8 protein-coding genes and 5 tRNA genes are annotated in these 12,819 nt (G+C 42.5%); 1 reads left to right on the top strand and 12 read right to left on the bottom strand.

What is annotated here, in order from left to right; translation table 11 throughout:
* Window positions 1-7 precede the first annotated feature (7 nt).
* From IEY48_RS00640 to IEY48_RS00585, 12 genes are all read right to left on the bottom strand, one after another.
* Entirely contained in the window at window positions 8-703 is a 696-nt protein-coding gene (locus tag IEY48_RS00640) for an electron transport complex subunit E (RefSeq protein ID WP_188916404.1), read from the bottom strand.
* Window positions 696-1,340 (bottom strand): electron transport complex subunit RsxG, encoded by a 645-nt coding sequence (rsxG, locus tag IEY48_RS00635; RefSeq protein ID WP_487250739.1) that lies wholly within the window; start codon window positions 1,338-1,340, stop codon window positions 696-698. The genes IEY48_RS00640 and rsxG overlap by 8 nt, the downstream gene beginning before the upstream one ends.
* Before the next feature lie 2 nt (window positions 1,341-1,342).
* Complete coding sequence (gene rsxD, locus IEY48_RS00630; protein WP_188916403.1) at window positions 1,343-2,395, bottom strand: electron transport complex subunit RsxD; 1,053 nt, start codon at window positions 2,393-2,395, stop codon at window positions 1,343-1,345.
* A gap of 2 nt (window positions 2,396-2,397) precedes the next feature.
* Window positions 2,398-4,983, bottom strand: a complete 2,586-nt coding sequence (gene rsxC / locus IEY48_RS00625) for an electron transport complex subunit RsxC (RefSeq protein WP_188916402.1) — start codon at window positions 4,981-4,983, stop codon at window positions 2,398-2,400.
* Window positions 4,977-5,555: an electron transport complex subunit RsxB gene (gene rsxB, locus IEY48_RS00620; protein WP_188916401.1), complete on the bottom strand. Its 579-nt coding sequence runs from the start codon at window positions 5,553-5,555 to the stop codon at window positions 4,977-4,979. The genes rsxC and rsxB overlap by 7 nt, the downstream gene beginning before the upstream one ends.
* Before the next feature lies 1 nt (window position 5,556).
* Window positions 5,557-6,135 (bottom strand): electron transport complex subunit RsxA, encoded by a 579-nt coding sequence (gene rsxA / locus IEY48_RS00615; protein ID WP_188916400.1) that lies wholly within the window; start codon window positions 6,133-6,135, stop codon window positions 5,557-5,559.
* Between the two features lie 139 nt (window positions 6,136-6,274).
* Window positions 6,275-8,173, bottom strand: coding sequence for an EAL domain-containing protein (locus IEY48_RS00610; protein WP_188916399.1), 1,899 nt, complete (start codon window positions 8,171-8,173; stop codon window positions 6,275-6,277).
* Between the two features lie 416 nt (window positions 8,174-8,589).
* Window positions 8,590-8,665: transfer RNA gene (locus IEY48_RS00605), tRNA-Asn, on the bottom strand.
* Between the two features lie 29 nt (window positions 8,666-8,694).
* Window positions 8,695-8,770, bottom strand: a tRNA-Asn gene (locus tag IEY48_RS00600).
* Window positions 8,771-8,798: 28 nt separating this feature from the next.
* Window positions 8,799-8,874, bottom strand: a tRNA-Asn gene (locus tag IEY48_RS00595).
* 21 nt (window positions 8,875-8,895) lie between these two features.
* Window positions 8,896-8,971 (bottom strand) — tRNA-Asn (locus tag IEY48_RS00590).
* A 32-nt stretch (window positions 8,972-9,003) separates the two neighbouring features.
* Window positions 9,004-9,079 (bottom strand) — tRNA-Asn (locus IEY48_RS00585).
* A 1,712-nt stretch (window positions 9,080-10,791) separates the two neighbouring features.
* Between IEY48_RS00585 and uvrB the strand changes: the two genes are divergently transcribed.
* Window positions 10,792-12,813: an excinuclease ABC subunit UvrB gene (gene uvrB, locus IEY48_RS00580; RefSeq protein WP_188916398.1), complete on the top strand. Its 2,022-nt coding sequence runs from the start codon at window positions 10,792-10,794 to the stop codon at window positions 12,811-12,813.
* Window positions 12,814-12,819: the final 6 nt, after the last annotated feature.

Here is a 12,819-nt window from a genome sequence, read left to right as displayed (position 1 = left end):
ATTTGTATTAACTTACCTTGGTGATCCGTGCACGGGTTACGCCAACTGATTCCGCTTTCGGTTGTCTGGCTTTTATGTTGCTGTCGATGACATTTTTTAAGGCAATTAATAGCCCCATGCCAATAAATGCCCCCGGTGGCAGCATGGCGAGTAAAAATGGAGTATCGACTTGCCATACATGAATGGTCAATACGCTTGCCCATTCGCCTAATAATAAATCGGCGCCATCAAATAATGTGCCTTGGCCTAATAGTTCACGTGTCGCGCCTAATACCATCAATACCGCCGTAAATCCAAGGCCCATCATCAACCCATCAAAGGCTGAGTGTGCTAATGAATTTCGCGATGCAAAGGCTTCTGCTCGGCCGATAATCACACAGTTAGTGACAATCAGCGGCAAGAAGATCCCTAATGAAAGGTACAAATTGTAAGCATAGGCATTAATCAATAATTGCACGCAGGTCACAAGTGCAGCAATGATCATCACAAACACAGGTATGCGGATTTCTTTGGGAACATAATCACGCACTAATGACACTAAAATGTTTGAACCGACTAATACTAGTAAGGTTGCAACCCCAAGCCCTAAAGCATTGGCTACCGTTGCTGTCACCGCTAATAAAGGACATAAACCGAGTAACTGAACTAAGCCTGGGTTGTTCTTCCATAATCCTTGGGTGGCAATATCGCGATAATTACTCATGATTACCCTCACATTTTACATGACTTTGGTACAAGGCTTTGCGGTTTTGCTCAACAAAGGTTAGTGCCTTACTGATGGCGTTAACATACGCCCGTGGCGTAATGGTTGCCCCTGTAAATTGGTCAAATTGACCGCCGTCTTTTTTGACTTTCCATAAATTGGTATTGTCTTTAAAAAACAGACCACTAAAGTGTGTAACCCAATCAGATTTTCGTAAATCGATTTTATCCCCAAGCCCTGGGGTTTCTTGATGAGACAGCGTTCGTACACCTAAAACCTGGCTGTTATTATCAACACCAATAATAAGCTTAATTTCGCCGTTATACCCATCGGGTGCAATCGCTTCAATGGCAATGGCTACAGGTTGCTGGTTTTTGTATGCTAAATACGCTGGTAAGGCTTTTTTACTGCCTAATAACTCAGGGGAGTGCACCAAAATACATTGGTCAAATAGGGCATTATCATGCAGTTCATTAGGAATAACCTGAGTAAGCGTTTCTGTTAACTGCTTTTGTTGTTGCATGGCAATGGTGTCATAAGTGAGGGCGTTGACTAACGCCACTAAACCCGTACAGCATAAAGCAAACAAGCCTAGTAATAAGCCATTTTTGAGCATCGGGTTATCAGTAATAGACATAATTAGTTTCCTGTACGATGACCGTAACTGCGTGGTCGCACATAATAATCAATAAAGGGGGCGCACATGTTGGCAAGTAATACTGCAAAGGCTACCGCATCAGGATAGCCACCAAAGGTACGAATTAAATAAATTAGCACGCCTATCATGGCGCCAAATATTAACCTGCCTCTAGGGCTCGTTGCGGCTGTGACCGGATCTGTGGCAATAAAAAATGCCGCTAACATAGTACCGCCACTGAATAGGTGCATTAACGGGCTAACAAAGGTATCTGGGCTGACTAAAAAACCAAAACTGGCACACAGGAATAAACTGGCAATGATTGCAACACTGATATGCCAACGGATCACCTTTAGCTTTAGCATAACTAAACCGCCGACAAGATAGGCTAAGTTGACCCAAAACCAGCCTTCAGCGCCCATGCCAGTGAAAATCGGTTTTGCCAGGCTTTCAGTGGTGGTTAAGCCCATTGATAAATCGGTTTTTAACGTATCAAGCGGGGTTGCCATTGCGATGCCATCAACGCCTAAACGAAAATATTCAGCTGTAAAAGATGGATTAATTTCAAAAATGGTTTGCACACTGGTGAGCATAGATGCCGGATTAATCGCAATGGTTTGCGGTGCAACCCATGATGTCATTTGAACCGGAAATGAAATAAGCAGTAATACATAAGCAGCCATAGCCGGATTGAAAACATTGTTACCTAAACCGCCATAAAGCTGTTTAACGATAACGATGGCAAATAAAGTGCCTATAACGATTAACCACCAGGGGGCCAACGGCGGAATGGCCACGGCTAATAAACAAGCGGTAACTAATGCGCTGTTGTCGCTTAAGGTGGCTTTGATGTTTTTGTTACGCAGTTTCATCACCGCGGCTTCGGCTAAATAGGCCACACTGACGGCTAACAAAATTTGCACCAGTGTGCCAAAACCAAAGTAATAACTTTGCACAGCAATACCCGGAATAAGACACAAAGCGACCCGTTTCATCACGGTATTGGTGTGTAAACTGGTGCTCACATGGGGTGATGAGGCAATTTTAAATGCCATGATTATTGTTCCTCTTGCTCAGCACGTTTGGCGAGCTGTTTCGCTTTTGCTTTGGCTACTGCCGCAGCGACTTTGGCTTTTTTGACTTGCTCTGGAGACAAATCTGCTGAGTCAGACGCGTCAGTTAATGCAACATCTGGTTTTATATTGACAGTAGACTCGACATCAACTGTAGGTTGAGACGCAGCTTCGTCGATATCGGGCTGACTGGCTTGAGCCAGTTTTTTTGCCTTGGCTTTAGCGACGGCTGCGGCAACGCGGGCTTTTTTGTCGTCAACCACATCTACTGAAGGTGCTGCCTCAATTACAGTGTCATCAGTTTGATTAGCTTGAGCCAGTTTTTTTGCCTTGGCTTTAGCGACGGCTGCGGCAACGCGGGCTTTTTTGTCGTCAACCACATCTACTGAAGGTGCTGCCTCAATTACAGTGTCGTCAGTTTGATTAGCTTGAGCCAGTTTTTTTGCCTTAGCCTTGGCGACAGCTGCTGCAACGCGGGCTTTTTTGTCATCAACTGCGTCTGTTGTCGGTTCTGCTTCAATTACTGTGTCGTCAGTTTGATTAGCTTGAGCCAATTTTTTTGCCTTGGCTTTGGCGACTGCTGCGGCAACACGGGCTTTTTTGTCGTCAACTGCGTCTGTTGTCGGTTCTGCTTCAATTACTGTGTCGTCAGTTTGATTAGCTTGAGCCAATTTTTTTGCCTTGGCTTTGGCGACTGCTGCTGCAACGCGGGCTTTTTTATCGTCAACTGCGTCTGCTGAAGGTTCAGTTCCTGCGACTGTCGTCTCAACTGAGTTGGGTGTTTGAGCCGTTGATTCAGAATTTGCTTGTGCGGCTTTCTTAGCTTTGGCGCGTGCAACGGCGGCGGCAATTTTAGCTTGCTTGTCGTCGACATTCTCGTCAGCAGTACTGGTGACGAGCTCATCATCACGACTCACAGTATTCGCCTGAGTCGCTTTTTTGGCCTTAGCACGTTCAATGGCTGCATTAATGGCGGCCTTTTTCGGGTCCACTGTACTTTGCGGTGCTTCAGGTGTGGTAGTAGCTGATGTCGCTTGGGCTTTTTTCGCTGCAATGCGCGCCATGGCGGCCGCTACGGCATCTTTATCTGTTGATTTCATGCTAGCTTGACGTTTAGCTGCAGCTTCTTTAGCTTTGGCTTCCCGTGCATTTTTTTCATCTTCTAAACGCTGTAAACGCGCTTCAAAACGAATTTTAGCTTGTTCAGCTTGGTGTTTTTCTTCAGCTTCAATTTTTAATGCTGACTTTGCTACACGATAATATTCAACTAGGGGGATATCGCTAGGACAGACATAACTGCAACAACCACATTCAATGCAATCTTTTAAATTAAAGCTGGCCGCTTTGTCATATTCTTCAGCTTTTGCATGCCAAAATAGCTGTTGTGGCAGTAATAATGCAGGGCAAGCAATGGCACATTCACCACAACGGATACAGGCTTTTTCATCAACATCTGGGGCAATTTCATTGTGGCTTGGTGCTAATAAACAGTTTGTCCCTTTCAATATCGGCACATCTAAATCTGCGAGAGCGTAACCCATCATTGGGCCGCCTACGATGACCTTTTGAGCGTTTGATTGACTAAAGTTCACAGCGCTTAAGGCATCTGTAATGGTTGTGCCAATAGGCAACCAATAATTGCCAGGTTGGCCAATTTGTTCACCCGTTAAAGTGACAACTCGTTCAATCAAGGGTTTACCCTGATATATCGCCTCTTGAATTGCGTAAGCGGTGCCGACATTGTGGACCACTATGCCCAGTTGTGCAGGGATATGACCGCTGGGCACTTCTTTGCCGGTAATAATTTGGATAAGTTGCTTTTCACCACCTGATGGGTATTTGGTCGGGATAACCGTAACCCGTACTACTCCTGTAGGTAATGTACTGCGTTGCACAGCATCTTGCATGGCCTTTGCGGCTTCAGGCTTATTATCTTCAATGGCGATGATGATCCGCTGCGGATTAAGTAAGTGATGTATTACTCCAATTCCTTTTAAGATTTCATCACTGTAATCGCGCATTAACCGGTCATCTGAACTGATGTAAGGTTCGCATTCAACACCATTAATAATCACTAAATCGATTTCACTGGCTGGGTTTAGTTTTACATGGCTTGGAAAAGCCGCGCCGCCCATACCCGCAATACCTGCGTATTTTATCTTGTCTAATATTTGGTTTTTGGATAATTGTTCGAGTGAGTGCGGTATCAGTTCGCACCAAGCGTCTTGGCCATCGGCTTCAATGATACAGCTTAATGTCGGTAATGAAGAAGGGTGATTGGTTGCGTGTTGCTCTATCGCGATTACACGGCCAGAGGTGGGTGAGTGCACAGGTAAATAAATAAAGCCTGTGCCTTCAGTCAACATTTGGCCTTTGAGTACCTGATCGCCCACTGCAACAGTCAAAATGGCTTGCTCACCAACTAAGGGCACGGGTACAACAAAGCGCTGTGCTAGTGGTAAACGAGCAATGGTTGATTGATTCGATAATGTCTTTAATTGGGGAGGGTGGATCCCACCAGGAGATTGCCACAAAGTTCCTTTATCGAGTTGTTCTAATAACGTTAGCACGTTTGTTCCTCTTGCTCTGGTTGGATCACCTTGACTGGGATGCTATTTAATTTCCAATCCCAGTTTTGCAGCGTTGTTTCAACAGGGATCATATCAATACAGTCAACAGGACAAGGTTCAACACACAAGTCACAGCCAGTACAGTCTTTGGCAATGACGGTATGCATTAGCTTACCCGCGCCTAAAATGGCATCGACAGGGCAGGCTTGAATACACTTAGTGCAACCAATGCATTCATCTTCACGAATATAAGCCACTTTTTTTACACTAGATTGAGCTTCGGCATTTAACGGTTCTTGTTCAACGCCCATTAACTCAGCTATTTTTTCCATGGTGGCTGTGCCGCCAGGCGGGCACTTATTGATATGATCGCCATTGGCAATCGCTTCAGCGTAAGGTCTACAACCTGGGTAGCCACACTGGCCACATTGAGTTTGTGGTAATAAGGCTTCAACTTGGTCGATGACAGGGTTACCTTCAACTTTAAACTTTTTAGACGCAAAGCCTAAAATCACCCCAAACACTAATGCCAATATACTTAATACCGCAACGGCAATAAAAATACTCGTCATGCTAATTAACCAGCCCCGCAAATCCCATAAATGCTAACGACATTAATCCGGCGGTGATCATGGCGATTGCGCCGCCTTTAAAGGGGACAGGCACATCCGCCGCAGCTAAACGTTCACGCATTGCCGAAAATAAAATTAATACTAATGAAAAACCCACCGCAGCTCCAAAACCGTAAATGGCCGACTGAATAAAGTTATGGTCTTCGTTGACGTTTAATAATGCTACGCCTAATACTGCACAATTAGTGGTGATTAACGGTAGATAAATACCTAAAGCGCGATGTAAAGATGCACTGGTTTTTTGTACGACCATTTCAGTAAACTGAACCACCACGGCAATGACCAAAATAAAGCTCATGGTGCGCAAGTAGCTCAGGTCAAAGGGCTGCAACAAAAACTCATTGGTGAGATAGCTAAGAATAGATGCAAGGGTTAATACAAAGGTGGTTGCCATAGACATGCCAATAGCAGACGCTAATTTGCTCGACACCCCCATAAAAGGGCATAGACCTAAGAATTTCACTAGGACGAAGTTATTAACCAGTACAGTGCCGATTAATAAGAGAAGATACTCTGTCATTGCTACATTTTTTTGACCAATAGATCTGGGTATTATCTAAGGTTTAGCGTTGAGAAACAACGGATAAAAAATAAGGTTAAACATAAAATGCTTAACCTCAGAATAAAATCGTGTTTTTTACGTCTTATTAACCCCAAAGTTACTGTTTTTTGACCAGTGTTTCAGGTTTGGCAATATAATATCCCTGCAGGCCATCCACTAATAATTTTTCTAAGGTTAATTTTTCATCTTGTTTTTCAACACCTGTGGCGATAACCCGAATACTAATCCGCTTGGCGATATCAACAATCATCCGTACAAAGAACTTATTGTTGTTATCTTGTTCAATATTATCACTGTAGCTACTGTCTAATTTAATGAAGTCTGGACGCACTTCGCGGAAAAACTTAAACGACGTAAACCCTAAACCAAAGCGTTCAATGGCGACTTTAGCGCCGACCTTGTGCATTTGACTGACAAATTGCCGGCTAGATAAAAGATTCGCTTGCATGCCGGCTTCGTTGAGTTCAAACACCAAACGGGAAGCTATTTGACGATGCTTGGACAATAAATCTTTAAGCCAACTGGTAAAATTATCCTGCAATGCAGATGAGGCGCTAATATTAACCCCCATATTACCTGTTAAGTTGGGATTTTTACTCAGCACCTCAATCGTTTGAATCACAATCATTTGGTCTAATTCGACATTAAGCCCATAGCGTTCAGCCATGGCAATCACCGTTGTAGTAGGCAAATACTTACCATCTGAATTGGTGAAGCGAGCGAGCAATTCGCGATACACATCAGTTTGATTGTTACAGGGTTGGATTGGTTGCTGATAAAAATGAATACTGCGGCGTTTAATTAAGTCATTAATGGTCAGTTTCCAGTGGTCATCGCCATGTTGCTCATCACCAGAGAGTTTTTCGAGTTGATAATAACGGTTAGGTCCTAAGGTTTGCGCGACACTGACAGCGGTGTCAGCTAATGACATTAACGCCAATGGTTCACTGCCTTCTTTATAGGGCACCATACCGGCGTGGGCAATAGAGTCACTGCGAGCGCTTTGTGCATATTCATCGAGTTGAACTTTGAGTTGCTCTAAACATTTTTCGCCTTCTTTTAAGGTAATATTGTCGATGAATACAGCAAAATCGCCACTAGATACCCTAAAGCACTCAGTAACACCAAAACTTGCAACTGATTTACGAATGCAGGTCGCTAACTTTGCGAGATAATCATCACCCGCTGCACGCCCATGTAATTGGTTTATACTGGCAAGTTCTGCCGCCTTAACCATCATTAGCACACCATATTGTTGTTTATCTGATTTGTTTAAGGCATCTAAATGTTGAGTGAAACGTTGTCGAGTTGAAAAACCGCTAACAGGATCTTGGTAAGCGGCTTTAGTCAGCTGCTCATTTTCTTTTCGTACTCTGTCGAGACTGAGCTTTAACTGATTACGACAGGCTTCTAATGCATTACCTAATGGGCGTAACACCCCAGGGAATCGAGAACGCTCTAATGCTAAAAATGACAGTTCCGGGATATGGTTAATGTATTCTGCCGCGTATTTAATACGAGAGCGATGTAATTGCACTAACAAGGCAAATAACACCATCAACAATAGATATGCACCAATTAAAAGTATGGCAGTTTGCTCTAAGTCGGCAAAACTAGAGGAGAGTACACTTGCGGTGTCTAAACGAACTTGTAAACGAGCATCACCAAGGGTCTGAATATGGCCTAATTGGATGTTAAATATTTTACTTGGAAAATCATCGCTTGGGCGCTTTAAACTACCGTGTGTGTAGTTAAGGTTACTGTCTGTATTGTGTATAAATTGAAAAAACTGAAAGGTAAAATCTTGAGTCATTTTTTGGTATAACGCTTCACCGCTACCTTCCCAGTGTCGGTAAGTTTGTACATATTGCTGATAATGCTCCTGAGCAACTTGTCCTTGCTCTTGCACTTCACTATTTTCAACGCTATAGATCCTGAAGATCAATAAGCCGAAAACAATAAACAACACCATCTGAAAGGATTTTGATAAGCCCATAAAACTTCCATTCCCTACGAGTTTACAATAATAAGTCAGTTTGATTTTGATTCACTATCAGCATGAGTGGTTGCTGATGATGTTCTGCTTAAGGTTATGATGTTAATGATAGTTTATATTTATGGTTATTGAAGCTTGCGCCATTAACTGCCTTTAACAAAATATTCAGCATGACATTGTGCGTTCCCATTCGGGATTGGCATAATGTTGATGGCTGAAATGCTCGCAATTCAATCAATGTGTTTTATTTTTGAACAGAGGTATCATAGCAGATTTTAGATTAATATATGATTAACCTAAAGCACTATTTTTATGAGAGAAAACGAAAACAAACAATGAAGTATAAAATGTAAGTTAAGATTGTGCGAAAATGGGAAAGTTACAGATAAGCAGGACGGGATAACGTGATTAAATAATGGCTCCCCAAACTGGACTCGAACCAGTGACATACGGATTAACAGTCCGCCGTTCTACCAACTGAACTATTGGGGAATTGATCATTATTAACTATTATATTGAAATGGCTCCCCAAACTGGACTCGAACCAGTGACATACGGATTAACAGTCCGCCGTTCTACCAACTGAACTATTGGGGAATTGGGCATTTCAAATTTGTTATCTCGATGGCTCCCCAAACTGGACTCGAACCAGTGACATACGGATTAACAGTCCGCCGTTCTACCAACTGAACTATTGGGGAATTCTCGATAACATTAAACGTTGGCTCCCCAAACTGGACTCGAACCAGTGACATACGGATTAACAGTCCGCCGTTCTACCAACTGAACTATTGGGGAATTACGCTTATATTCTCACTTACTGACTAAATTGGCTCCCCAGACTGGACTCGAACCAGTGACATACGGATTAACAGTCCGGCGTTCTACCAACTGAACTACTGGGGAAACGTTTTTAGCAATGTATTGCTGAGAACGGAGCGCATAGTAAAACGCTCTGGTAACTGAGTCAACTCGAGTTATAAAAAAAAACGCAATTATGTGACTAATTGGTTACCAATTACACATCGTGCACGACTTTTGGGCATTTATGCCGATTTTTGAACAATGAATATAAAATGAATCACTTACCTACTCGCTATGTGAATTCGCTCGGTCGGTTCAAATATCCATTTCATGGACACATCAAAAGAGTGTTGAGTGACATTGGCTTGCTATGACGGTGATCAACTCGATGCTTATATTGTTTACACCATTGCGAGAGCAAAATCTCACACTGCCATTATAAAGTGGAATGGCATAATAATGTGTCTATACCCAAACAACCTGAAGATGCTCGATTTCAGCAAGAATTTACACGCGTTTAGACAAGGCATTGATTGCGGGTAATGGTTATTCCCTTTCCAAAATCAATAACGCAGCATAAACGCGTGTAAAACTTGCCCTTTGGGAGTTTCACCGTGCTTCCCTGATTATTAAATCAAGAGCGTTGTTACGTTAACTTATAAGGTACCTACATTACCGCATTAACGCGCCTAGTATTGAAAACACGGTGAAGCTCTGAAACACGGATCTTCAAGTTGATTGGGTATATAGAAAAAGAGTGACTAATAAACCGCGTTAATGAATTTGCTAAGCAGCCATCAATAGGGTTTGTTTGTCATACATACCGAAACGTCGTTGGTGCAAAAGCATTACGACAATGTCATTTCAGAAATGCATTAAAGATTGGCACTAACACAGTAGGCATTAGCAAGAACGTTTAGGCATGAGTTGTTAACGGCTGTGTAGGTTAAGTTGTTGCTCAATCAGTTAATCAGAGCTTGTTAATCAAAGTCAGTTAATGCTAGCAGAGTAAGTAGCACCATCCGATCTTCATACAATAACAAGTATCGCATCTTATCCCATTGACAGAACGGTGGTCATTGCTTAAAAGTCGCTATACCGTCCAAATTAGTGCATTTTACTGAATAAATAAGTCTTAACGCTTAATTTAACCCGATCTCAGGTTAACTTATGCACTATTTTGATCATCACCTTATCTATCTCGCTTATTGCCGTGTAAAGGTAAATCTATAATATCTAAAACTAATTAAGTAACTCGCTTGATCCAATTGTCTTACCATTGCGTATTTACCTACAAATGTAATTAAATTACATCAACATTATCTTACGGATTTATGAATTGGCGATGTGCTCGACCCCGCATTCGTATTGGGCTTTAGTGACTTATCCACTAAATCTGTGGATAAACATGTGGACTTCTGCTGTAAATACGCTGCTAACCCTTGCTGAGCATGGATTGGACTTAAAATGTACTTTTTAATTAGTGATATATAAAGTTATTTACTTTCAATATGATATAAAAATCAACTGTTTTATTTTCCTACTGTTCTGTCAACAGCAAAATTGTAATCACTTTGCATGACAGATTGTGCATTAAATTGCATTCAAGCTTGGTTTTTCAGCGGATTTCAGGGGGTTTTTCCATGATTTATGAATTTGTTTGCCACTTTCACATTATGTTAGTCATTTTGTCATAAATAAAGTGTAGACCCTGTAATGATCTTATTTATACGGGGTAAATTGAGCATTAGATATCGCCAATACTCCGTGTTTAGGTATATTATGTCGGGTTCTATTTATAAGGGATGTACGTTGTGTCAGAGTCTGTTTTTACCTTAGAGTCCAAATTTGAACCTGCGGGCGATCAGCCCACTGCAATTAACCAACTTGTCGATGGTTTACAGTCTGGCATTGCCAGCCAAACCTTACTCGGTGTGACAGGATCTGGTAAAACGTACACCATTGCCAATGTGATTAAACAAATGGGGCGGCCAACCATAATTATGGCCCCTAATAAAACCCTCGCTGCCCAGCTTTATGGCGAAATGAAAGAGTTTTTTCCTCACAATGCGGTTGAATACTTTGTCTCTTATTATGACTATTATCAACCTGAAGCTTATGTGCCTGCCTCTAATACTTTTATCGAAAAAGACGCATCTGTTAATGCTCATATAGAACAAATGCGACTGTCAGCAACCAAAGCGCTGTTAGAACGTAAAGACGTAGTACTGATTGCCTCAGTGTCAGCTATTTATGGTCTGGGCGATCCTGACTCGTATATGAAGATGCTGTTGCACCTTCGTCAAGGCGACTTTATGGGGCAGCGTGACATACTTATTCGCTTAAGTGAGCTGCAATATACCCGTAATGACATTGAACTGCAGCGAGGCACTTACCGTGTGCGCGGCGAGGTGATTGATATCTTTCCTGCTGAATCTGAACGTGAAGCCATTCGGATAGAATTGTTTGATGACGAGATTGAACGTTTAAGCGAATTTGACCCACTCACAGGGCAAATTAATAAGCGCATCGTTAGAACCACTATTTACCCTAAAACGCATTATGTCACGCCTCGTGAAAAAATCTTAGCAGCAACGGAAGAGATTAAAGAAGAGTTGCGTGAACGCCGGCAATTTTTGCTCGACAATAATAAATTGATAGAAGCACAACGGATCACTGAACGCGTACAGTACGACGTTGAAATGATGGTTGAGTTAGGCTATTGCTCAGGTATCGAAAACTACTCACGTTACTTGTCAGGGCGCAGCACCGGAGAAGGGCCGCCAACATTATTGGATTATCTCCCTGCAGACGGTTTGTTAATTATTGACGAGTCTCATGTGACCGTTCCGCAAATTGGTGCCATGTACAAAGGCGATCGTAGCCGTAAAATGAATCTAGTTGAATATGGATTTCGCTTACCATCCGCGTTAGACAATCGACCGTTAATGTTCGAAGAATTCGAGCGCTTAATGCCACAAACCATTTTTGTGTCAGCGACACCAAGCCAGTACGAACTTGATAAAAGTGACGGCGAAGTTGCCGAGCAGGTGGTGCGGCCAACCGGATTACTTGACCCCGTATTAGAAGTGCGCCCCGTGGCGATTCAGGTTGATGACTTATTATCTGAGATTCATAAACGCGTAGCAGTGAATGAACGGGTATTAGTCACTACGTTAACCAAACGTATGTCAGAAGATTTGACCGAATACCTAGACGAACACGGTGTTAAAGTACGCTATTTGCATTCTGATATCGATACCGTTGAACGTATCGAAATTATTCGCGATCTTCGCTTAGGTCACTTTGATGTATTAGTTGGGATTAACTTATTACGTGAAGGGTTAGATTTACCTGAAGTCTCGTTGGTGTGTATTCTCGACGCGGATAAAGAAGGCTTTTTACGATCAGAACGTTCACTTATTCAGACAATTGGCCGCGCTGCACGTAACGTTAACGGTAAAGTGATCCTTTATGCAGACAGAATTACAAATTCAATGGCTAAAGCCATGGGAGAAACTGAACGTCGACGCGAAAAACAACACCAGCATAATCTTAAACTCGGAATTGTGCCACGCGGTGTGGTGAAGAGCATTACTGATGTAATGGATGTCGGTGAAGTGAAACAAGCTAAAGGCCAACGCAACCAATCTGGTAAATATGCTGAGGTGGCAGATAAACGTGCAACTTATGCCAGTGTTGCCGATCTTAGTCATCAAATAGATGCCCTAGAAAAACAAATGCACGAACATGCCAAAAACCTCGAGTTTGAACAAGCTGCTGCACTGCGTGATGAAGTGAAACATCTGCGCGAACAAATTATCTTAAACAGTTAATTTATT

Source organism: Shewanella saliphila, assembly GCF_014648295.1.
Taxonomy (GTDB): domain Bacteria; phylum Pseudomonadota; class Gammaproteobacteria; order Enterobacterales; family Shewanellaceae; genus Shewanella; species Shewanella saliphila.
This window is presented reverse-complemented; position numbering and strand designations above follow the sequence as displayed.

Bases quoted from the DNA above. Each gene is read 5' to 3' on its own strand.
- rsxA (WP_188916400.1), bottom strand. From the start codon at position 6,135: ATGACAGAGTATCTTCTCTTATTAATCGGCACTGTACTGGTTAATAAC.
- rsxD (WP_188916403.1), bottom strand. From the start codon at position 2,395: ATGGCATTTAAAATTGCCTCATCACCCCATGTGAGCACCAGTTTACAC.
- IEY48_RS00640 (WP_188916404.1), bottom strand. From the start codon at position 703: ATGAGTAATTATCGCGATATTGCCACCCAAGGATTATGGAAGAACAAC.
- rsxB (WP_188916401.1), bottom strand. From the start codon at position 5,555: ATGACGAGTATTTTTATTGCCGTTGCGGTATTAAGTATATTGGCATTA.
- IEY48_RS00610 (WP_188916399.1), bottom strand. From the start codon at position 8,173: ATGGGCTTATCAAAATCCTTTCAGATGGTGTTGTTTATTGTTTTCGGC.
- rsxG (WP_487250739.1), bottom strand. From the start codon at position 1,340: ATGTCTATTACTGATAACCCGATGCTCAAAAATGGCTTATTACTAGGC.